This window comes from Ignatzschineria indica, from assembly GCF_003121925.1.
Classification (GTDB): domain Bacteria; phylum Pseudomonadota; class Gammaproteobacteria; order Cardiobacteriales; family Wohlfahrtiimonadaceae; genus Ignatzschineria; species Ignatzschineria indica.
This window is the reverse complement of the sequence record NZ_QEWR01000009.1, coordinates 17,458-39,869: the sequence shown is the minus strand read 5'-3', so window position 1 is coordinate 39,869 and position 22,412 is coordinate 17,458. Positions and strand designations below refer to the sequence as shown.

16 protein-coding genes, 1 tRNA gene, 1 rRNA gene and 1 other RNA gene are annotated in these 22,412 nt (G+C 38.7%); 9 read left to right on the top strand and 10 right to left on the bottom strand.

The window, feature by feature from the left end:
- A 16S ribosomal RNA gene (locus DC082_RS10450) occupies window positions 1-289 on the bottom strand; the annotation flags it as partial.
- Between the two features lie 706 nt (window positions 290-995).
- On the opposite strand from DC082_RS10450, the gene DC082_RS10445 reads away from it, so the two are divergent.
- Entirely contained in the window at window positions 996-1,691 is a 696-nt protein-coding gene (locus DC082_RS10445; RefSeq protein WP_109236915.1) for a tetratricopeptide repeat protein, read from the top strand.
- Window positions 1,692-1,950: 259 nt separating this feature from the next.
- Here DC082_RS10445 and argF read toward each other — a convergent pair whose 3' ends face one another.
- Window positions 1,951-2,952, bottom strand: a complete 1,002-nt coding sequence (gene argF, locus DC082_RS10440) for an ornithine carbamoyltransferase (protein ID WP_109236914.1) — start codon at window positions 2,950-2,952, stop codon at window positions 1,951-1,953.
- A gap of 121 nt (window positions 2,953-3,073) precedes the next feature.
- Here argF and DC082_RS10435 point away from each other — a divergent pair, with 121 nt between their 5' ends.
- The 8 genes from DC082_RS10435 to DC082_RS10405 all read left to right on the top strand — a co-directional run bounded on the left by DC082_RS10435 (window position 3,074) and on the right by DC082_RS10405 (window position 11,273).
- The gene (locus tag DC082_RS10435; protein ID WP_109236913.1) at window positions 3,074-3,736 is read left to right on the top strand and encodes a hypothetical protein; all 663 of its coding nucleotides are present in this window, start codon (window positions 3,074-3,076) and stop codon (window positions 3,734-3,736) included.
- A gap of 68 nt (window positions 3,737-3,804) precedes the next feature.
- Window positions 3,805-4,416: a tetratricopeptide repeat protein gene (locus DC082_RS10430; RefSeq protein WP_109236912.1), complete on the top strand. Its 612-nt coding sequence runs from the start codon at window positions 3,805-3,807 to the stop codon at window positions 4,414-4,416.
- Between the two features lie 80 nt (window positions 4,417-4,496).
- Window positions 4,497-4,849, top strand: a transfer-messenger RNA (tmRNA) gene (ssrA, locus tag DC082_RS10425).
- 190 nt (window positions 4,850-5,039) lie between these two features.
- Window positions 5,040-6,761, top strand: a complete 1,722-nt coding sequence (locus DC082_RS10420) for a hypothetical protein (RefSeq protein WP_109236911.1) — start codon at window positions 5,040-5,042, stop codon at window positions 6,759-6,761.
- The gene (locus DC082_RS10415; protein WP_109236910.1) at window positions 6,745-8,535 is read left to right on the top strand and encodes a hypothetical protein; all 1,791 of its coding nucleotides are present in this window, start codon (window positions 6,745-6,747) and stop codon (window positions 8,533-8,535) included. The genes DC082_RS10420 and DC082_RS10415 overlap by 17 nt, the downstream gene beginning before the upstream one ends.
- A 222-nt stretch (window positions 8,536-8,757) precedes the next feature.
- Window positions 8,758-10,128 carry a cryptochrome/photolyase family protein gene (locus DC082_RS10410; protein WP_109236909.1) on the top strand — a complete coding sequence of 457 codons (1,371 nt, stop codon included), beginning with the start codon at window positions 8,758-8,760 and terminating at the stop codon, window positions 10,126-10,128.
- 89 nt (window positions 10,129-10,217) lie between these two features.
- Window positions 10,218-10,376: a hypothetical protein gene (locus DC082_RS10870; RefSeq protein ID WP_157957459.1), complete on the top strand. Its 159-nt coding sequence runs from the start codon at window positions 10,218-10,220 to the stop codon at window positions 10,374-10,376.
- 237 nt (window positions 10,377-10,613) lie between these two features.
- On the top strand, window positions 10,614-11,273 hold the full coding sequence (locus tag DC082_RS10405; RefSeq protein ID WP_109236908.1) for a carbonic anhydrase family protein: 660 nt from the start codon (window positions 10,614-10,616) through the stop codon (window positions 11,271-11,273).
- A gap of 62 nt (window positions 11,274-11,335) precedes the next feature.
- On the opposite strand, the gene DC082_RS10400 is transcribed toward DC082_RS10405, so the two are convergent.
- The 8 genes from DC082_RS10400 to DC082_RS10365 form a co-directional block, all read right to left on the bottom strand.
- The gene (locus DC082_RS10400; protein WP_109236907.1) at window positions 11,336-12,004 is read right to left on the bottom strand and encodes a DUF421 domain-containing protein; all 669 of its coding nucleotides are present in this window, start codon (window positions 12,002-12,004) and stop codon (window positions 11,336-11,338) included.
- A gap of 68 nt (window positions 12,005-12,072) precedes the next feature.
- Window positions 12,073-13,221 (bottom strand): glycerate kinase, encoded by a 1,149-nt coding sequence (locus DC082_RS10395; RefSeq protein WP_109236906.1) that lies wholly within the window; start codon window positions 13,219-13,221, stop codon window positions 12,073-12,075.
- Between the two features lie 174 nt (window positions 13,222-13,395).
- On the bottom strand, window positions 13,396-14,901 hold the full coding sequence (locus DC082_RS10390) for a carbon starvation CstA family protein (RefSeq protein ID WP_109236905.1): 1,506 nt from the start codon (window positions 14,899-14,901) through the stop codon (window positions 13,396-13,398).
- 446 nt (window positions 14,902-15,347) lie between these two features.
- Entirely contained in the window at window positions 15,348-15,683 is a 336-nt protein-coding gene (locus tag DC082_RS10385; protein ID WP_109236904.1) for a non-heme iron oxygenase ferredoxin subunit, read from the bottom strand.
- A gap of 208 nt (window positions 15,684-15,891) precedes the next feature.
- Window positions 15,892-15,966, bottom strand: a tRNA-Glu gene (locus tag DC082_RS10380).
- Between the two features lie 514 nt (window positions 15,967-16,480).
- Complete coding sequence (gene lpdA / locus DC082_RS10375) at window positions 16,481-17,911, bottom strand: dihydrolipoyl dehydrogenase (RefSeq protein ID WP_109236903.1); 1,431 nt, start codon at window positions 17,909-17,911, stop codon at window positions 16,481-16,483.
- 110 nt (window positions 17,912-18,021) lie between these two features.
- Window positions 18,022-19,221, bottom strand: coding sequence for a 2-oxoglutarate dehydrogenase complex dihydrolipoyllysine-residue succinyltransferase (odhB, locus tag DC082_RS10370; protein WP_109236902.1), 1,200 nt, complete (start codon window positions 19,219-19,221; stop codon window positions 18,022-18,024).
- A 121-nt stretch (window positions 19,222-19,342) separates the two neighbouring features.
- Complete coding sequence (locus DC082_RS10365) at window positions 19,343-22,189, bottom strand: 2-oxoglutarate dehydrogenase E1 component (RefSeq protein WP_109236901.1); 2,847 nt, start codon at window positions 22,187-22,189, stop codon at window positions 19,343-19,345.
- Window positions 22,190-22,412: the final 223 nt, after the last annotated feature.

The following is a 22,412-nucleotide window of genomic DNA, read 5'->3' as shown; positions in this document are numbered from 1 at the left end:
AGAGATCGTCGCCTTGGTGAGCCGTTACCTCACCAACTAGCTAATCCCACATAGGCTCATCTCTTAGCGCAAGGTCCGAAGATCCCCTGCTTTAAACCGTAGTCCACATCCAGTATTAGCCACCCTTTCGGGTAGTTATCCTAGACTAAAAGGTAGATTCCTATGCATTACTCACCCGTCCGCCACTCGCCACCGAAGAGAGTAAACTCTCCTCGTGCTGCCGTTCGACTTGCATGTGTTAAGCATACCGCCAGCGTTCAATCTGAGCCAGGATCAAACTCTTCAGTTTAATCTCTATAATGTTTAAATCTTTCGATCTAACCATGTAACTTACGTTACTGCTCAATTACTGCTTCTATTTCCATTATAAAAAAATAGATGCTGGAATTGTTTGGTTAGACTTCTATTCTTTTGCTCACGCAAACAAATACAAGCCCCCATACAAACTTACTTAAGATTAATTTGTTAAAGAACTTTAGGGTTAAAGTGAATCAAACTTGAATCTCTTACCGCCCTAAGCAGACGAGCTATATTACAGAAGTGATTCGCTCGTGTCAACTTTATTTTTGACCTCTTTTTAAGCACTGATTCAATTTAAAGACTACTAAAAACTGAACTTAAACTTTAAAGAGAGAAGCAAAGAAACTACTAGAGAACTGGGCTTCTACCGAATCATCTTCAACGTTGCCGTCTGAATGAGTGGTGTATCTTACCCCTTTCATTTTTATTTGCAACTCTTTTTTGAAAGTTTTTTATTTCTCTATTGATCACCCTCCCCTATCCCTCTCCCTCTCTTTAATTCTGACTGAACAGATAGCCTAAGGATTATGAGAAGTCTCCTGATAACTCAATCTATTTTTCAAGAAATTATCTTGTGACTGATTTTAATTTCAGAAGAACTCCTTAGACAATTAAGTTAAACTGTAGCTAACTTATATTAAATTAAACTAAATAAACATTATTTTATCTCATCTACTCGTAAAGGATTTTAAATTATGATCAAGCGCACACTTGCTCCTATATTATTAGCAACTCTCCTGACGGGCTGTCTGTCATTGAACAATTCAACAACTCAAAGCAGTACCCCAAAACAGATCTCCCCCGAGCATATAGAGAAGATGAGAACACTCTCCGCCTCTGAGCTACCGCAATATGCCGATCATGGGGATATGTATGCACAATATTATCTTGGCAACAAATATGCTCAAGGTGCCGAGGTTCCCCAAGACTTAACAAAAGCGAAATATTATTGGGAGAAAGCAGCAGAGCAAGGAAACGCTAACGCTCTCTATAACCTTGGAATGATCTATTATAGTGGACAAGGGGCTGCCAAAAACCCAGAACTTGCACTCAACTACTTCCAAAGATCTGCACAAGCAGGGAATAGTAGAGCTGCACTTAACGCAGGAACAATGTTAGAAGCAGGACAAGGAACAATTGTTAATATTCCGGCAGCGGCACACTACTATCAACTTGCTGCGCCGACCCAACCACATGCTGCTTATCGCTTAGGTATGCTCTATACACAAAATAGAGCTGACTTCCCCGCTGACTATGAGAAAGCTCGTAGCCTCTTCCAACAAGCTGCGGTACAAGGGGATCGTATCGCTCCACGCGCATTAAATATTGTCCAAAACTATCCGCCTGCAGAAGCGAGTGAACTTCTCCGTCGTCTTAATACTAGTATTTAAGAGAGCAATAGAGAGTTGAATAGATAGAGTTGAGATTCTAGAAAAGAATCTCATACAAAAGATCTCGCCCATCTCCTTGAGTCCTTGAGCGCTTGAATACTTGATGTAAATAACAGAGAAACAGTTGATAAATGTTTCAATCGATATTTACAGGTATTCAGTCCAGGTTTATCTAGATGGAGCGAGATTTTTTTACACAACATAATAATCTAAAAGATTAAATGGCTAACCAGTTAGCTAAACTAGATCCTAAATAGATCTATCCTAAAGTTGCGACCATAATCGCTTTGATCGTATGCATTCTATTACCGGCTTGCTGAAACTGAATAGCCTGAGGTCCTTCAAACACCTCTTCTGTAACCTCTACACCATCAAGACCAAATGTTTGATAGATCCACTCACCAACAGAAGTTTCACGATTGTGGAATGCCGGCAAGCAGTGCATAAATTTAGTATTTTTATTTCCTGTTGCTTGCATTAATTGACCATTGACTTGGTAAGGCTGTAGAAGAGCGATACGCTCACGCCATGCATCTTCAGATTCTCCCATTGAAACCCAAACATCAGTATGGATAAAGTCAACACCTTTGACTGCTTCCTCGGCACTATCCGTAAATGTCAATGTCGCACCACTTACTTTAGCGAGCTCTTGGCATTTGGCAATAAGATCTGCCTCTGGCCAAAGATGCTTCGGCGCTCCAACACGAAAATCAACACCTAATTTTGCAGCCATCACAAGATGAGAATTTCCCATATTATTTCGCGCATCACCAAGATAAGCATAACTAAAATCACTGATCGACTTATCACTATTCTCTTTCATGGTTAAAAGATCGGCAAGCATCTGTGTTGGGTGAAACTCATCAGTCAGACCATTATAGACAGGAACGCCGGCATAAGCTGCTAGCTCATTCTCTAAAACATCTTGACTAAATCCACGATATAAAATCGCATCATACATATCTCCCAATACTCGCGCGGTATCTTTCATCGACTCTTTTGTACCGATCTGAGTCCCATCGCTCCCGAGATAACTAGTTGTCGCACCCTGATCCGCCGCAGCAACTTCTGAAGCACAACGGGTACGTGTTGATGATTTTTCGAAGATGAGTGCGATATTTTTGCCTGTTAATCGTCGTTGCTCCATTCCTGCTCGCTTCGCTTTTTTAAGCTCCTCAGCAAGCCCTACAAGATAGAGAATCTCTTCTTTAGAAAAATCGAGTAGTTTTAAAAAATGTCTTTGACGTAAATTAGGTTGCATGCGCATCTCCTCTTCGCAGTATAATAATATTATATAGATTCTAAATATGACTCATTACTGAGTCTATTTCATCATAACAAGGATGGCTTAGCCTTCCTATATATTTAAGAGGTCAGACCATATGCTTATGCGCTTACTACTTATTTTTACACTATCTTTTTTTGCGCTCTTCACTCATGCCGTTCACGCCGAACCACTACCTGCTCAAGTCCACCTCAACTTTGTAGGTCCATTTCAAGTGCCGGCCTCTATGACCTTCACCCACAGCAATGGTGAGTATCGCCTCGAAACAACCGTCAACATTCCTTTTAAAAAAATGGAGTTTACCAGTGTCGGAAGTGTTGATGGAAAACGTCTTATTACCCACTCATTTACAGATATCAGAGGCGGTAAAAACTATGCAAGTGCTCGCTTCGACCTTACTCACAAAAAAATCCATTACGGCCGAGGAGAACAAAATCTATCGGCAGAGATGACGACATTAGCTCAAGATTTCTTCACAACAGCATGGCAAGCCACACTCAATCATGCGCCATTAAATGAAAAAATACAGACAACCAATGGTAAAAAGGTTTATCAGCGCCCACCTTTTGTTAAAGTGGGAGAGAAGGAGGGTTATATTAATGGTAAAAGAACCCCTATTATCCTCTATGCAAGTGGCGAAGGAGATGATCGTGTTGAATTAGGTCTTGCACCCAAAGAGCTCTTCCTCCCGGCATTAATCGCTTATTATGAAAAAGGAAAACGCTATGAGCTCGTACTAAAAAGTTACTCTACAAAATAAGCTAGAGAAGAGCGCGATACACTTTCTACTCCACACGACAATCAATTACAGTAACGACATTAACAACTATGCTTGAATATCTATTTACACGACTCTCCGCAGCCTTCAATAATCGTATTGAACTCTGCCGCTTAGGTACTTTCTATTATGAAGGTAAATATGTTACGAAAGATCATCAAAAAGCGACAAAATATCTACAGAAGGCAGCCGATAAAAAATATAATCGTGCTCTCTTCTATCTTGGATTAATCGAACTTGAGAAGGGAGAGGCCACAACTGATAGAGCACTCGCTCTCCGCTATTTTCTCCTCTCAAGAAGAGAAGAGCCTAAAGCAGTAGCAGAAATTAAAAAACTAGAAGAAACAATTCTAAAATTACCCCCCACAAAAGAGAATAGTGAATTACTCTTTAAAATAGGTTATATGTATGCAAATGATGTTGTAATCGGCACAGATGCAGCAAAAGCAGCTCGATTTTATGAAGCAGCTATCGCCGGAAATCATCAAGCTGCGCGCTTAGAACTGGTAAAACTTTTGATGAAATCACGTCCCGGCAGCCCTAAAGATCTCCCAAGAGCCATTGAGCTTCTACAAGATCCTAGCATGGCACAATTTCTACCTGCGGAGCTTGCGCTTAAAGAGCTTCTAGAAAAGAATCCTGACCTCAGTAATAAAAGCTAAATTAGAAGCTAAATAGAAACTAAATCATTGAATATTGCATAAAACCAAGCGATTCGCTATAATAGCCTATCAACTTAAACGGGGGCGTTCTTGGATTCGACGGGGATGTTGAAGTTTGAGGTGCATGTCAAGATGGTCGAGAGTCTTGTAAAAACGCGGCAAATTGTATAGTTGCAAACGATAACAACTACGCTTTAGCAGCTTAGTCTGCTAACTGATCATAATACTGTGTTCGTTCGGTATTATCATCAGTCAACTTAAACGAAATAGTAAAATATCATTTCTAAGGGGTATTTTGCGAAACTTAACTTAGAACAGCTTTGCATCTCCTGCCGATCGGACGATGTGAAGTTAAATTAAAGATACGGCTAAACATGTAGTACCAAGAATGGATAGTTCTCGGACGCGGGTTCAAATCCCGCCGCCTCCACCAATCATGATTGTGAAAGCCCGCTATTTAGCGGGCTTTGTTGTTTACTTAAATCGCTTTGATAGAAAATATATCCTTGTAAAACTAATTTTAGTATAGCCACTATTCATTAAAAAAGTTAATGTATTAATTAATATTTAATCAAAAAATAAATACTAGATAGATGCCTATAAACTTATACGAGGTTAATTGAATGGAAGAAATTTTCATTAAACATTATGAGGATAAAACCTTAGGAGAATTCCTTAGTAGTAAGGAGTATAGCGATAATAAGAGCTATCGGGGCATATTAATAGAACTGCATAAAAATAGTACTATTGATCTTGTTAATAATATTAGTGATGTCTTGAATAAATCAAATGATCATAATACTTTTGCAGTTATGCAATATTTGGAAGTGATAAAAGAAATTTCGCTCAACTATGATGAAGTAGTTTCTATTATTAACTACTTAAAAACAATTTGTGAGCAGAGATATGAATATTACTCATTGTATGAATTATTGAACAATGCTTTGGAAACAAAAACAATAACAGAATTGGATAAACTATATAATGATGCAATTAATAATTCTGAATTATATGAATATACATATTTCATATTTCAAGCATATTTAAAAATTGATGCAAGCAAAGCATATGAGTTGGCCGTTAATTTATTCAGTTTATGCAATACAGAGTTATTTATTGCTTGTAGTAATATTTTATTTGTTTTTGATTATGAAAATTTGGGTTTTGATAAATTAAATGCCATAACACAGTTGTTATTACAACGACAATCTAGTTTGTCAGATATGGATAAAGAGCTATCTCAAATACTTTATGTAGCTAGCCATATTTATGATTCATATCCACAAGATGCTGAAGAGTTTTTTTTAGATATCTTTGACTACATATTAAAGTTTAATGACGAAGGACATCTTGAGCTTCTAGACAAATTAAGATTTTTTTGTAGTAATATAAGCTCGAGTGTTTGGAAGAAATATTCAAAGTTAATTTTAGATTATCCGACTAAAAAAAATTTAAATATCTTGCTATTAAACAACTATTCTTTTCTTGCATCTGAAAGTTGTCGTTTAACTTATATAAAACTGATAGAAGAGTTATTAATAAGCAATAAAATTCAGGGTGATCAACTTCAGGATTTTTATCAAATGATCCAATATTGTAAGTTGCAAGATGCGCTTATGACGCGTTGGCTACTCAGTAAAAATCCGATGTTAATTTATATTGCTGATGATATTTTTTATGGTGTTGCATTAGATGCGACTTCAAATTTTGATGCTTCATTATTAGAAGAGCAGGAACAAGATCAGTCGATGTTTTTTAATTTAATTGATCATTGTTGTGGTACCTTTTATCTTTATCCCAATATAGTAATAAGTTTTTTATTATCTCTTTTGGATTTAAATATTGATCAAAAATCGATACTAAAAATTCAATTACATATTCAGAAACTGTTTATTCCTAGTTATCCTTATGCTATAGAAGGTATATTAAAAAAAATTAAAAAAAATACATCCGAATCCCTTGATTCTACGATAAGTAATATTCAAAAAGAAAGTCAAGAATACTTGATATTTATAGAGTCATTACAATATCACAGAGAATTATTTGAAGATATAAGCAATAAACAGCTACGTTTTTCTGAACAAAATCGACAAAGAATTAAAGTGAATAAACAAATCAATAAACAATCTGTGTTTAATAATTTATTTTCTAAAAGCTTGATTTTGTATGGGAGAGGTTCTCGACAAACTTATAATGTAACAGCATCTGCTGATAGTATTTTTAATACTAGTTCTGTCAAAATTGATCTTCCAATTTTAAAAATTGTATCTCCAGTTGAAACAAGGCAATTCCTACACGTGTTAAGAACAATTCATTGGGAGGCGAGATATGAAATTAATAATTAGAGAATATTTAAATGGCTTGAAAGAGCGAAAAGAATTAGATGCTTTGTTGCCTGAATTGTTGCTACAAATGGGATTTAACGTATTAACGAAGCCAATGATTGGAGTGAGGCAAGATGGTGTTGATATTCCTGCGGTTGGTAAATTAGATGATGATTCTCAAGAATCTCTATGGTTATTTACAGTTAAGTCAGGAAATTTAGATAGAAAGAATTGGGATGGAGGAAATGATCAGGATGTTAGGCCTTCTGTAAATGAAATCATAGATGTTTATATCCCTGCTAAAATTGCAAGTGAGCACAAAGACTTACCAATAAAGATTATAGTTTGTGTGGGTGGTGAGATTGCAGAAAATGTGCATCAGAACTGTACCTCTGCTTTTTCTGTAATTATGAATAAAAATCCAAATGTGGAAATTGAGATTTGGAATGGTGAAAAACTTGCGTTATACATAGAAAAATTTTTATTAAATGAGTCTATTGTTCATGGGGATGCTGAGAATATCGAGTTGATTCGATCTTTATTAAGAAAATCATTAGCACTATTTGATCATCCGGATCAATCACATGAATATTTTAAAAAAATTACATTACTGTTATTGGATGAATTGAAAGTAGTAAAGGAAAAAAAATCAAAAGATCAAAGAGTTTTGCAAAATTTACGACGTTTATATTTATCTTTATGGATTCTTTATATTTGGGGCAAGGGAGAGAATAATATTGAAAGTAGTTATCTTTCCTCAGAGTTTGTTCTGTTGCACGTTTGGGATGTTATTAAACAAGATTATAGAGGATCAAAAAAAGCACAGAAAGAAATAAGCCAAATATATGATAAGTTGATCAATTTACATTGTGAAATATCAGCTGAATATTTTCAAAAAATTGAATTATCTTCTCATAAGGAGTTTGAATTATCTTTAAGTACAAAGATAGACTGTCCTATAGCTTTAAATCAAAAACTATATGATGTTATAGGTCGTTTAGCTATGTTGGGCTTGTGGAAATACAGAGTATATATTCAAAGCAATAAAGATCTCCAAATATTAGAAGAAATGAAAAATATTCATCAGACTATTGGTAATGTGATAAAGCATAATCCTATCTTAAATAGCCCAGTATCAGATTGGAATTTTATAGAAATTTCGTTGGTTTATTTATTTTGCACAAAAAATGAATTAATTACCGCTGATAATTTTATTTCTGCTTGGTTAGAAAAGATGTTATCTCAAATAATTTGGTGCTTAGACCATAAAAACTTACATCCATGCATATATTCTGACTATGAAAGTTTATATTTTTACTTTAACAAAGAAATATATAAAACAGAAAAAGAGGAATTTTTTAAAGATGCTACTGCAGCAAGTTTTTTATATCCATATTTATTATTAATGTTTGCATTATTGGAAAAAAGAGAGTCATATAATGATATTAAAGAAATTCAGAAGGAAATTTTATCTGAATCAACATGGCAAATATGGGTGCCTGATGAAACTTCTGAAAATAATTTTTTTACAAATCAAGATATACATGGACTAGCAGTGACAGATTTATTTTGGAAAAATGATTCAGATTTAGTGCCAAGTCGTACAAAAGAAGCGAAAGATTTATTAGAAAAATTATTTGTAGATAATATTTCTGAACCTGATATTTTTAATGGTTTATCAGCAGTCGAGAAAGAGGTTGAGCCTCTTTTATTAACCGCGAGCAGATATTATAGGATGCCAGTAGCTTTAGAGTTTTTTAGAAAAATGGTAGATACAAACAAACCAATTCAATAATAAAATTATTAGATATAATTAACTTTAAAAATCGTTCTAAGAGCTTTTTAAACAACCTATAAAAACGGATAAAAATCAAATACAAAATAAAAAATTATTATTCACACCTACAGATTGATCAGCCTGCAGATTTTAATAAAAACCTCGCATAAACTACCGGAAGGTTATAGTCTATTCCTTAATTATCCCATCTTCTCATTTTAAATAGGATTCAGAGCTATTATGCGATCTTTAATGTGGTTTCGATCTGATTTAAGAGTTCATGATAATGAGGCGCTCTATAGGGCGACTGAAAATCAGGAAACAGTTGCACTTTTTATTGTCTCTCATAAAGAATGGGAAGCGCATCATGATGCGAAGCTGAAACTCGCTTTTATGTGGCGAAACTTACAAGCATTGCAAAAAGCACTCGAGAGTAAGAATATCCCTTTAAAGATCGTAGAAGTTGATTCTTGGGCAGAGATTCCGACGCGTATACTGCAATTGATGGAAAATTATCAGATCTCCTCGCTCTATTTTAATCATGAAGTTGGCGTCAATGAGGTTGCAAGAGATCGAGCGGTTTATCGACAATTAAAGAAACATCTCTTAGATATCTACCTCTGCCATGATAAAACTTTAGTAAAGTTAGGCTCCATCTTAAATGGTGAAAATAGACCTTACAAAGTCTTTACCGCCTTCAAAAGACGCTTAATCGAGGTTTTGCAATATCAACGTTTTGAGAATCATTTTGAAATTCCTACGCAAAATAAGCTCGATATTACAAGCGATGATCTCTCTGTTAATCCTTATGAGGCATTTGATAGTTTAGCCTATCAAGCTGGTGAAGACTCCGCTTTTGAGGTTTTTCAGAACTTTTTAAAGGAAGATATTTTCCGCTATCATGCTCGCCGGGACTTTCCTGCCATTGAAGGAACGAGTCGTCTATCACCCTATCTCGCACTCGGTGTGATCTCCGTTAAAACCCTCCTTCAAGAAGCATTGATGATCAATGAAGGTGATTTTCACGCGGGAGATGAAGGGGTTTTAACTTGGATGAATGAGCTCTATTGGAGAGAGTTCTACTACCATATTATGTGGAATTTTCCCCAAGTCTCCAGAAATAGAGCTTTCCAAGAAAAGACAGAAAATATTCAATGGCGTGAGAATGATGCCGATTTTGAAGCGTGGAAAAATGGAGAGACCGGCATCCCTATAGTAGATGCTTTTATGAGGCAACTGAAAGCAACTGGTTGGATGCATAATCGTGGGCGTATGATTACCGCAATGTTTCTTACCAAAAATCTCTTGATCGATTGGCGTAAAGGGGAGGCTTGGTTTATGCAGAATCTCATTGATGGTGATTTTGCTGCAAATAATGGAGGTTGGCAGTGGTCGGCCTCTACCGGAACAGATGCCGTGCCCTATTTTAGAATCTTTAATCCTGTCACCCAATCTGAGCGATTTGATCCCAATGGAGATTTTATTCGTCAATGGTGTCCGGAATTAGCCCACTTAGATAATAGACAGATTCATAAAGTGCAAAAGCATGCCATTGTTGATCTAAAAAGTAGTCGCCTCAGAGCGATAGAAACTTTTAAGAGTTTAAGCTGAGCATAACCAAAGCCCGGCAAAGAGAATAAGTGTCATGCTTTCCATTCTCTAAATAATAATCATTACAAAAATTGAGGGGATATCACCACATGACGAAATATCATAAAAATAAAGAGATTCAATCTCAATCTATTCTTAAAAAGATACTCTTTAAGATAATCTACCTTGCCACAATTGTGGCACTCTCATTGGTGGTTATTGTGGCATTTTACTTTGGCCTCTACTACCTCATCTATCTACTAAGCTAGAATCCTTTTCACCTCTTTTCACTATAAGTTCTAGCAAAAAAGAGCTGATTTAACTTTTTCTACTTCCTATTTCTGATTCAAAGAGATAGCCTCAAATGTCGCCTAAAAATTGATCATTTTCTGTAAGAATAATTTTCACTTACTCTTTTTTCAATCTAAACCAAGGTAGACTGAGTAATTGTTAATCACCTTATATCCACTTCTGGTGATTCTACCTTAATAGAGAGAAGTTGAAGAATGAGATTACATAATATCGAAGACCAAAAATCCATAACACCCGAGCTAGCCCTCTCCTTCTTAAAAGAGGGGAATAAACGATTCGTTGCTAACTTAAAGGCCCACAGCAATCTTTTAGAACAAGTGAATGAAACAAAAGAGGGACAGTTTCCTTTTGCCATTATTCTCAGCTGTATCGATAGCCGAACCTCGGCCGAGTTGATCTTCGACCAAGGTTTAGGCGATATCTTTAGCGTTCGCATTGCCGGCAATGTTCTTAATGAAGATATTATCGGTTCGATGGAATTTGCCTGTAAATTAGCAGGATCAAAATTAATTGTTGTGCTTGGACATACTCACTGCGGAGCAATTACAGGAGCCTGTAAAGGAACTGAACTAGGGCACCTTACCAATCTTTTGGCCAAAGTAAAACCCTCCATTGAACATGTTAAAAAAGCGCATCAAGGGATCGACATCGCCTCTAAAGAAGCAGTTGATAGAGTGGCACTTCATAATGTGGAACACACCATTGAGCATATTCTCGATAAAAGTAGCGTTCTAAAAGAGATGTATCAATCAGGGGAGATCGGTATCGTCGGCGCTTTCTATAAAGTAGAGACGGGAGAGGTCGATTTTGTTCAAGAGATGTTTAATCAAAAAAGAGTAGAGACAAACAGGTAACGCAATCTATCACCGTACATCACCTTCAAGATCTATTTTCAAGAAGGTGATTCTACAGCTGCCTACTCTGTAACAGTTATCGTCTTACCCTTGTCATCAACTACCATCACGCCACGACCCGGTGTCCACTCAACACAATAGAGAGACTCTATCTCCTGAATCCCTATTTTCCCCAACTCCTCCTGAAGCCACGCCTCACTCTTGCCGGCATCTTTAAGATTCTCCTCTAAAATATTGCCTTCGCTAATTAAGAGAAATCCCCGCACTTTCTCTGTCTTAAGAAAAACTGTCATCTGCCCATCTGTCTCTAATCTCACATCATCAACATCCATCAGACTAAAAATACGTTGCTCTCGCAATTTTGCAGTCAATTGTTCAGCATCCATTTTATTACGACGCATCTCATCAAGTTGCAATGCCCCACCTTTCACAATAAAGGTGACCGAACCATAAAAAAGCCGATAAAAGAAGGGGATTTTAGTCAATAGATGGAGCGCATAACTCACGACAGTCCAGGCCATAAGGCCAAAAATCATATACCAGACAGAAAGATTAGGTGCATAGATTGTCCCTCCGACGATTGCGCCAATCACAAAGGAGCTAACGATATCTGCCGGCGTCATCTGAGACATTTGTGATTTACCCGATACGCGCAGATAGAGAAGAACACCGATCATTCCTACGATTAGTTTAATAAAAATCGTGATTTCCAACCCAAATGTCTCTAACATTTCTCTCTCCTCTTGTTTTGATAGGGGCTCTTGACAGATAATCCTGATAGAGAACTCTAATAGATGATCTATAACATCTTACCGACTTTTAATATTGCCGCTACATTCTCTGCCGTTTGCTCAAGATTCTTCCTACTCTCTAGGTAGGCGTCTTCTAACGTACAAGGAGAATTGAGAATACTCACAAGTGCATCAACTCCCGACTCTTTTACAAGATGAGCCCCATCTCCAAGGCTGCCGGCGATCGCTATGACCGGAATATTATGTGCTTTAGCGATCCTTGCAACCCCTATTGGCGCTTTACCATGTAGAGTCTGTCGATCTATTTTTCCCTCTCCGGTAATAACAAGATCGGCATCGGCGATCAATGCCTCAAAATTGATCAGATCCAAAATAAGCGTTATCCCCGGACTCAATCTACCTTGGAGAAAAGTGAGAGCAGCAAATCCCATTCCACCGGCAGCACCACTTCCTGCATGATTTTGAATAGCTTGCACATCACACTCTAATGTCTGCGCAACGATCTTTGCATAATGGGCTAGCGCATTATCTAACTGAGAAACCATCTCCGCCGTTGCACCCTTTTGTGGACCAAAAATTGCTGAAGCGCCCTGCCCTCCTATCAATACAGTATCCACATCACAAGCAACCTCAAAATGGCACTCCTTAATAGCCGGATCAAAATAGCTACTATCGATAAAGGTGAGCTCTTTTAAAGAGAGTCCTCCTAAAGGGAGTAGATTCCCTTTTGCATCCAAAAACTGTAGACCTAGCGCCGCTAACATGCCGGCACCACCATCATTAGTCGCACTCCCCCCTAAACCTAAAATAATATGTCGAATGCCTCGCGCTAATGCATCTTTGATCAACTCACCCGTTCCAAAGCTCGTTGTTATTCGCGGATCTCGTTGCGCTAATGAAACATGCGCTAATCCACTAGCTTCTGCCATCTCAATCACAGCGCTCTTTCCATCACCAGTAATTGCATAAGATGCCTCTACCGGCTGACCTAACGGCCCCATTACGGAGAGCGTCACTCTTTGCCCCTGAGTTGCTCTGATCACTGCATCGATCGTCCCTTCCCCACCATCTGCGATCGGCACTAAATGATACTCTGCCATTGGATAGTGGCGAGAGAACCCTTTTTGAATCAATTGTGCTACCTCAAGAGCAGATAAGCTCTCCTTATATGAATCTGGAGCAATCACAATCTTCATATCTCCTCCTCGCACCTTCTCATTTCTCCCATTTCTCTCATGAAAAAACTCCCAGAATTATCCGGGAGTTTTATCTAATACATATCTAATACTCTTTACTCTACTATTCACATTATTAAAACTCTAAAACTCAATTAAAGTGCGCTTAAAGTCGTGATCATAGGATATAAGAGATTATAAGCCTTTACAGGTGAAATCATAACCACCCTCTTTCATCGTGCCATCCCAACCTGTTAAATCTTCTTCTAAAGGCAGTCCACATGCTCTTTGTCGTTTTGCTTGCCAGAAAAAGAGAGCAACAAGCGCAATTGAGATAATCACCGTTCCGATCTGAGAGATCTCTGTCGAGAGACCAAAGCCGATCGGTTGCTCTAAAATATAGGTAGTTGTCGCTAATAACATAAAAATTCCCGGCAATAGTGAGATCCAGTAATTCTTACCACCAATATAGAGATACATCGCCCCTACAAAGAGCGCTATCACTGCTGTCGATTGATTCGCCCATGAGAAGTAACGCCATAAAATATTAAAATCGAGCTGAAGAAGAATAGCAGAGATAACAAACATTGGAAGAGCAATCCAAAGACGCTTGCCGACCTTATCTTGTCCAATCTTAAGATAATCCGCAATAATCATTCTTGCACTTCTAAATGCTGTATCACCAGAGGTAATGGGTAGGATAATCACACCTAAAATCGCAATTGTTCCTCCTACACCACCTAACATCATAACAGCCACTTTACTAACGACTAATGCCGGACCACCCTCTTTCAATACCGCATTTAATCCCTCGCCAAAAGGTGCCGCTGGATCATAGAACATCGCCATCGCTGCCGCCGCCCAGATCATTGCAATAACACCTTCTGCAATCATCATGCCGTAGAAAATTTTTCGCCCATGCCCTTCATTCTTAGTTGTACGTGAAATAATAGGCGATTGCGTTGCATGGAAACCTGAAAGCGCCCCACAAGAGATTGTTAAAAATAGAAGTGGGAAAATTGCAAGGCCACCAGGATGAAGATTATCTAAAGTCAATTCAGGAATATTACCCGCCTGCCCTGTAACAACTAAACCAACACCAATACCGATAGCACTTAAAACTAAAAGCATCCCGAAGAAAGGATAGAAGCGCCCAATAATCTTGTCGATCGGCAATAGCGTTGCTAAAACATAGTAGATAAAGATAATACCCACAATAATTGCGAGACCAACTTTACCGCCCATCAGATCATAGAGTAACTGTCCTGGAGCCGAAACAAACACCGTTCCTACAAGAACAAGCAGCAGTAAGGCAAAGGCATTGACAATATGGCGCATCGATTTTCCTAAAAACTTTTCCGCAAGTTCAGGAAGATGAGCCCCACGATTTCGAATCGAGATCATTCCCGTTAAATAATCATGAACTCCTCCGGCTAAAATACAACCAAAGACGATCCAGATAAAAGCTACGGGGCCATAAAGTGCTCCCAAAATCGGGCCAAAAATCGGACCGACGCCGGCAATATTGAGCAGCTGAATCAATGAGTTTTTAGCCGTATTCATCGGTACGTAGTCAACACCATCGCTACTCGTATATGCCGGTGTAGGCCTCTCTTTAACCCCAAAAACCTTCTCTACATACTTTCCATAAGTGAAGTAACCTATAATGAGCAGTAATATACCGCCTATAAATGTAAACATCTTCTCCTCCTAAAGTTAAGGGCACCACCCACATAAAATAGGATAATGTGATCAACCTCTAATAGCGCTACTGATCTTTCCGACCTTTTCGATCATTTCTCTTTCATGATTCTTTTTTATTATTGATTTATTGATCATCAAATTTAAGATTAGTCTCCCAATCTCAACGCGCTACCGATTCCTATCACATCTCCGCTTTAAAACTAAACTTCAATAAGAATGAGTTAAAACTGATACTCAATCTTGTCATCTTATTCGACTACTATCGAACTTAAAGACTTACTATAGCCCTATCTCTTATATACCCTTTATTTTCTATTTTGTACAATCTCCAATATCATTTTAATGATCTAGAGAGAAATAAAAAAAGAGCCCTTTAGGCTCTTCTTCTGTTCCATTCTATGGTTTACCAACTTCTCGATCTATGACGATCTTCTACCGATCCTCTATTTAAGCATTGCAGCCTCTGCCTCTAATTCACTATCGATATAGACCTCATTGCCTTCCACTAAGACACGATAGGTACGGAGTGGTTTCTTACAAGGAGCCGCTGTTGCTTCCCCTGTCATAATATTAAACTCTCCCCAATGCAATGGACAGCTGATCGTGTCATCAAAATAATCACCTTCAGAGAGAGAGGCTGTTGCATGGGTACATTGATCATCCGTTACAAAGTATTCCCCTTCTCGATTAAAGACAAGGAGTTCACCAATTTCCGTTTCAAACTTACGCATCTCTCCTGCTGTAAGATCATCCACTTTACATATAAAAATTTTTGCCATCTATAACTCTCCTATTTCTGATATCTCATCTCATATATCTCATCTCATCGAGATCAGCTCTGTAATAGATCCGGATAGATCCAGATAGATCTACTTACTAACTAAATATCACTTAAATATCACTTATTAAATATCAATGCATACAATATAAATGAATACCTCTAGAAACCAAAAAAGCCTACTGATATAATCAGTAGGCTTCGATATTTGGCGTCCCTACGGGGATTCGAACCCCGGTTGCCGCCGTGAAAGGGCAGTGTCCTAACCGCTAGACGATAGGGACTAAATCTATTCTCTTGGAAGCTTCTCCTCGTGAACAGGTGACTATAATAGTATGAACCCTAAAGTATGTCAAACAGATCTCACACTTTTTTTGCTCTATTATTAATCAATACCTCATTATGGATAAAATCCTGTTGAAAATCAATCGATTAAAACAAACCCTAATATTATTTCTATCTCTAATTTCAGTCCATTTTCATGCTTAATATCAGAAATATCGAATTCTGAATTGGCAATAACTAATGGAGAAATCCATTTTTATGCTTCTACAGCGCTTCTCTCTTATTAGAAAAGAGCGAAATAGGAGCAAAAAGAGGGGAAATGAATAATAGATTATGATGGTCAATAAAAAAGCACTACCTCTTATGATCAAAAAGTAGTGCTAATTATAGATGATATATTCACTCTTGGAAGAGATAAATCAAGATGAAGTCAATATCAGAATCGTATGCTTAATACTTAATCCTAGATCTTAATCCTCTTAATACTTCGATATCTCGCCCAAATCTTTCCAATTATTTTCGATTCATCATATGAATTGCGCTTTTATGAATGCCATGCGCTGCTTCCATAACACTCTCTGCTAGTGTTGGATGCGCATGCATTGTGCTTGCGATATCTTCCGATGTACCACCGAACTCTAGAACAATAACAGCTTCATGAATCAATTCTGATGCATTAGGTCCAACAATATGTACCCCTAATAATTTATCTGTTTTTGCATCGGCAATGACTTTAACTAAACCTTCTGTTGCGCCCATCGCTTTCGCACGTCCTGATGCCGCAAATGGGAAGGAGCTTGTGATCACTTCAATACCTTCTGCTTTACACTGCTCTTCAGTTTTACCTGCCCATGCAATCTCAGGATGGGTATAGATCACCCATGGAACTGCATCATAATTAACACGCGCATATTGACCCGCAATACGTTGCGCCACAGCAATACCTTCTGCAGAACCTTTATGCGCTAACATAGGTCCACGAACAAGGTCACCAATCGCCCAGACATTAGGAATATTGGTCTGACATTTATCATCAACTTTGACTAAACGTCCATCCATCTCAAGACCTACAGACTCATCAACAATCCCATCTGTGAACGCCTTACGGCCTACAGCAACTAATAAGTAGTCAAACTTCTCTTCATGCTCACCACTTTTGTCACTATATTTAACAGTAACACCATCATCCGTTGCGACTGACTCATTAACACGCGCACCTAGACGAATATCTAAACCTTGCTTCTTAAAATGCTTTGCAGCATCTTTTGCAATTTGTTGATCAGCTGCTGAAAGGAACTTATCCATCGCTTCAAAAATGACAACTTCAGCACCTAAACGAGACCAAACACTTGCCATCTCAAGACCAATAACACCGGCACCAATCACACCTAAACGTTTTGGTACAACTTCTAAATCGAGTGCCCCTTCAGAATCTAAGATACGCTTATTATCAACAACAGCTGATGGAATATCCATTGGTACTGAGCCGGTCGCTAAAACAATATCTTTCGCTTTATAGGTTTCAACTTTGCCATCATGGTCAGTAACTTCAACAACATTATCTTTTAGTAACTTTCCTGTACCTTGTAGCCACTCAACCTTATTCGCTTGGAATAACATTGAAATACCCGCTGTTAATTCAGATACGATCTTATCTTTACGAGCAATCATCGCTTTAGGATCCATTTTGATCCCTTCAACAGAGATACCGTGATCTGTACCATGATCTTTTGCTTCTTCATAGAGTGCAGATGACTCAAGCAGTGCCTTAGAAGGAATACAACCTACGTTAAGACAGGTTCCACCTAAAACAGGCTTTCCTGCTTTGCCAATCCATTTTTCAACACAGGCAACTTTTAAACCTAACTGTGCTGCACGAATGGCATTAACATAACCTGCAGGACCACCACCAATTACGATGACATCAAATTCTTTCTTCGCCATAAAATATTCTCCTTGGAAAAAGATCCTTTATCGATAAAAGTTCAATAAAGGATCTTCTCTAATCTCTATAATTGTTACTACCCACTAAAGTTCTATTACTTCTTCACTGATTAGAGTTCAAGAAGCATACTTGCTGGATCTTCGATTGATTCTTTAATTGAGACTAAGAATCCAACTGCTTCAGCACCATCAATGATTCTGTGGTCATATGAGTGAGCAACATACATCATTGGTGCTGCAATAATTTGGCCATCTTTAACAATTGGACGCTCATAAGTATTATGCATACCTAAAATACCACTTTGTGGTGGGTTGATAATCGGCGTTGAGAGCATAGAGCCAAATACACCACCATTTGTGATTGTAAATGTACCGCCTGTCATCTCTTCGATAGTTAAAGTACCCTCTTTCGCTTTTGTTGCATATTCAATAATTTGCTTCTCAATATCAGCAAGGCTTAATTGATCTGCATTACGAATAATCGGCACGACTAAACCACGTGGTGAAGAGACAGCAATACCGATATCGAAATAACCATGATAGATAATATCATTACCATCAATCGAAGCATTCACAGCTGGATACTTCTTAAGTGCTTCAACTGCTGCCTTAACAAAGAAAGACATAAAACCAAGTTTTACACCATGGGTCTTAGTGAAACGATCTTGATACTTCTTACGCATCGAGATCACAGGTTCCATGTTGATCTCGTTGAATGTTGTTAACATTGCCGTGCTATTTGTGGCATCAAGGAGACGCTCTGCAATACGGGCACGAAGACGTGTCATCGGTACACGCTTTTCAACACGCTCACCAGTTGGAACAGAAGCAACTGGCGCTGCTTTACTCGCTGCAGGTGCCGCTTTCGCACCACCATTTTTCAAGAAGTTTTCAATATCTTCTTTAAGATGACGCCCATTTTTGCCGGTTGCCGGGATCTTACTAATATCAAGATTATTCTCTTCAACTAAGCGACGAACAGTTGGTGACATTCCCACCTCTTCATCACTCTCAACAGCGGCTACCGCACTGCTCTCTTCTGCTTTAGGCGCTGCTTCTGCTTTAGGCGCTTCACCTGCTTCGATAATTGCTAAAACAGTTCCTTCTGTAACATCTGTACCCTCTTCAACTTTGATCTCTTTAAGAACGCCGCTCACTGTTGCAGGAACTTCTAACATCACTTTGTCAGTCTCAAGATCAACAAGGTTCTCACCCTCTTCAATAAACTCACCTACTTGTTTATGCCAAGCAGAGAGTAATGCATCAGCAACTGACTCAGGTAATACTGGAACTTTAATTTCAACACTCATGGATTTTCTCCTATGTAAATATATAACTGTTATATAAACTTTTAATGAAGCTTTTAATTCTGTTGATAACTGTTGATAAGTAAGGAGCTCCACTAGGAGCCCCCTAATCGACAATCAATCATTACTCGGTTGGAAAGATTGCGTCAAGAAGCGCTTTCTCCTGCTCTGCATGAACATGGCTATATCCTACTGCCGGCGCAGCAGCTGCCGGACGAGTCACAAATCGTAATGCATGTTTATCGCCTAACAACTCAATTAAATGTGGATAAACAAAGGTTGCATATCCTTGATTTCTAGGTTCATCTTGCAAGAAGATCACCTCTTTCGCATTAGGATATTTCGCTAATTCTGTCGCTAAGGCCACTGCTGGGAATGGATAGATCTCTTCTAGGCGGATAATCGCTGTTTTTTCATCATTCACCGCTGCTCTGCGATCTCTTGCATCATAGTAGATCTTACCAACACTGATCACCACACGATCGACCTTCGCCGCATCAATAGCATCAATCTCTGATAGAACTGAACGGAAAGTACCGGTTGCTAGCTCTTCTAAAGTACTCACTGCTTGACGATGTCGCAATAGACTCTTAGGTGACATCACAATTAATGGTTTGCGATAATCTTGATGCATCTGACGACGGAACATATGGAAAGCCTGTGCTGGCGTTGTCGGCACAACAAAACTCATATTATTCTCTGCACAGAGCTCTAAGAAACGCTCAGGACGTGCCGATGAATGCTCAGGTCCTTGACCTTCATATCCATGAGGAAGCAACATCACTAAACCATTATAGCGACGCCACTTTGTCTCACCTGATGCGATAAACTGATCAATAACGACCTGTGCACCATTGACAAAATCACCAAATTGCGCTTCCCAAATAACAAGTGCATTCGGCTCAGTCGATGCATAGCCATACTCAAATCCTAAGACCCCTGCTTCTGACAAAATAGAGTCAATAACGGTAAAGTTCGCTTGATCTTTCGTAAGATGTTGAAGTGGGATATAGCTACTTCCATCTTCTTGATTATGGTAGACCGCATGACGATGGAAGAATGTTCCACGTCCTGAGTCCTGCCCCGTAATACGGATAGGATAACCTTCCTCAAGAAGTGTTGCATACGCCATAATCTCAGCGAAGCCCCAATCGATCTCTAACTCACCTTCACCCATTTTAAGGCGATTATCGTGAATTCTTTGAACACGATTATGAAGCTTTAAGCTCTCAGGTAATTGATTCATAATACGGGTAAGTTCGGTGATTCTTGAAGGAACAACACCTGTTTCAGGAACGACAGGTCCCTCTTCATCAAAACGATCATGCATTTTTGAGATCTTCTCCCATTTTTGCATATAAGAGCTATTGATCGATTCAACAGTTGGGAACCCGACAGGAGTACCCTCTTCCAGCTTATCGCGATACTCTTGTGTGAAGTTTTTAAAGTCTTCTTCCGTAATCAATCCTTGAGCGATAAGGCGATCTGCATAGATACGTGCTGGAGTCTTATGATTACGCACTTTCTTATACATCATCGGCTGTGTTGCACTTGGCTCATCCGCTTCGTTATGACCTAATTTACGGTAGCAGACTAAATCGATCACAACATCCTTATGGAAGGTATTACGATAGCCTAATGCTAATTGCATCACATGCTTCACCGCTTCAGGATCATCACCATTCACATGTAAAACAGGTGCCTGAACAATCTTCGCCGCATCAGTACAATACTCAGATGAACGCGCATCTAGCGGATTTGATGTTGTAAAACCAACACGGTTATTGACAACAATATGAACTGTTCCCCCGGTTGTATAACCACGAGCTTGAGACATCTGGAGCGTCTCAAGAACAATTCCTTGCCCTGCAAATGCAGCATCACCATGAATTAATACAGGAAGCACTGTATTAAATGGGAGATGTCCTGTTGGTGTACCTGGCTCAATACGACGCTCTAAGCGTGCACGAACAGATCCTTCCACAACAGGATTTACAATCTCAAGGTGAGAAGGGTTAAATGCAAGCGCAAGATGCACAGGAGGATTATCGGGCGATGCAATCACGGAGGAGGAGTATCCCATATGATATTTTACGTCACCGGAACCTTTCGAGAAGGTTGGAACGCCCTCAAACTCTGCAAAAAGCTGTTTAGGAGCTTTTCCTAAGATATTAACTAAGGTATTAAGACGACCACGGTGAGCCATCCCGATCACGATCTCTTCCGCACCAAAATTGGAAGCACCTACGACCATCTCATGGAGCATCGGAATTAAAGCATCTCCACCCTCTAATGAGAAGCGCTTTTGTCCAACATAACGAGTATGAAGATAACGTTCTAATCCATCTGCTGAGATCAACTCTTTTAAGGTCTCAATACGCTCTTCATCACTTAAGCGATAATGATCTTGAACCTCTTCTAAACGCGTTCTAATCCAGTCGCGCTCTGCATCTTTAGTGATATGCTCAAACTCAGCACCAATATGGCCGGTATACGTTTTCTTTAAAACATCTAAGATATCACGAAGCGTCATCTCTGATTTGCCCGCTAGTCCACCTGTTTTAAAGGTTGTGCCCATATCCATTTCAGTTAAACCATAATAACCGGGATTGAGTTCAGGCACATTAGGAATATCACGTAAATTAAGAGGGCATAAGTCTGCTACTTGATGCCCTCTACGGCGATATTCGCCAATTAAATTGAGTACTGCAACTTGCTTCTCAAGATGTGCTTCATCCACACCCGCAGATTGCACTCGCACCCCTTGGTGACGCATCTGCTCAAAAGCACGCTTAACAGGTCCTTGAGCTACATCCTCGCCTTGACTATTTTTAAAGTCGGCAAAATAGGCCTGCCATTGTGCAGATACAGAACTTGGATCTTCGAGATATGATTCAAACATCTCTTCGACATAAGTCTGGTTTGCACCATAGAGTGCCGACGTCTCTCTAAACTTATCGATTAGTTTCATTGTTATCGCTCACTTAAGTCGTCTAAAATTAATAGGAAATTAAAAAGAAAGAAATTTCCCTCATTATAGCCCATTTTTCTCCATTTAGCGCAATTTGTAACCTGATCAATCTTTCACATTTCAAGAGCGCTTCAAGGGCTGATAAACATGGGATTTATGCTTAATTAGAATCACCTTAATGCAAATATGTTAGTATGTAAATCATTCACTACATTAATGTTAC

Bases quoted from the DNA above. Each gene is read 5' to 3' on its own strand.
- DC082_RS10445 (WP_109236915.1), top strand. From the start codon at position 996: ATGATCAAGCGCACACTTGCTCCTATATTATTAGCAACTCTCCTGACG.
- argF (WP_109236914.1), bottom strand. From the start codon at position 2,952: ATGCAACCTAATTTACGTCAAAGACATTTTTTAAAACTACTCGATTTT.
- DC082_RS10435 (WP_109236913.1), top strand. From the start codon at position 3,074: ATGCTTATGCGCTTACTACTTATTTTTACACTATCTTTTTTTGCGCTC.
- DC082_RS10430 (WP_109236912.1), top strand. From the start codon at position 3,805: ATGCTTGAATATCTATTTACACGACTCTCCGCAGCCTTCAATAATCGT.
- DC082_RS10420 (WP_109236911.1), top strand. From the start codon at position 5,040: ATGGAAGAAATTTTCATTAAACATTATGAGGATAAAACCTTAGGAGAA.
- DC082_RS10415 (WP_109236910.1), top strand. From the start codon at position 6,745: ATGAAATTAATAATTAGAGAATATTTAAATGGCTTGAAAGAGCGAAAA.
- DC082_RS10410 (WP_109236909.1), top strand. From the start codon at position 8,758: ATGCGATCTTTAATGTGGTTTCGATCTGATTTAAGAGTTCATGATAAT.
- DC082_RS10870 (WP_157957459.1), top strand. From the start codon at position 10,218: ATGACGAAATATCATAAAAATAAAGAGATTCAATCTCAATCTATTCTT.
- DC082_RS10405 (WP_109236908.1), top strand. From the start codon at position 10,614: ATGAGATTACATAATATCGAAGACCAAAAATCCATAACACCCGAGCTA.
- DC082_RS10400 (WP_109236907.1), bottom strand. From the start codon at position 12,004: ATGTTAGAGACATTTGGGTTGGAAATCACGATTTTTATTAAACTAATC.
- DC082_RS10395 (WP_109236906.1), bottom strand. From the start codon at position 13,221: ATGAAGATTGTGATTGCTCCAGATTCATATAAGGAGAGCTTATCTGCT.
- DC082_RS10390 (WP_109236905.1), bottom strand. From the start codon at position 14,901: ATGTTTACATTTATAGGCGGTATATTACTGCTCATTATAGGTTACTTC.
- DC082_RS10385 (WP_109236904.1), bottom strand. From the start codon at position 15,683: ATGGCAAAAATTTTTATATGTAAAGTGGATGATCTTACAGCAGGAGAG.
- lpdA (WP_109236903.1), bottom strand. From the start codon at position 17,911: ATGGCGAAGAAAGAATTTGATGTCATCGTAATTGGTGGTGGTCCTGCA.
- odhB (WP_109236902.1), bottom strand. From the start codon at position 19,221: ATGAGTGTTGAAATTAAAGTTCCAGTATTACCTGAGTCAGTTGCTGAT.
- DC082_RS10365 (WP_109236901.1), bottom strand. From the start codon at position 22,189: ATGAAACTAATCGATAAGTTTAGAGAGACGTCGGCACTCTATGGTGCA.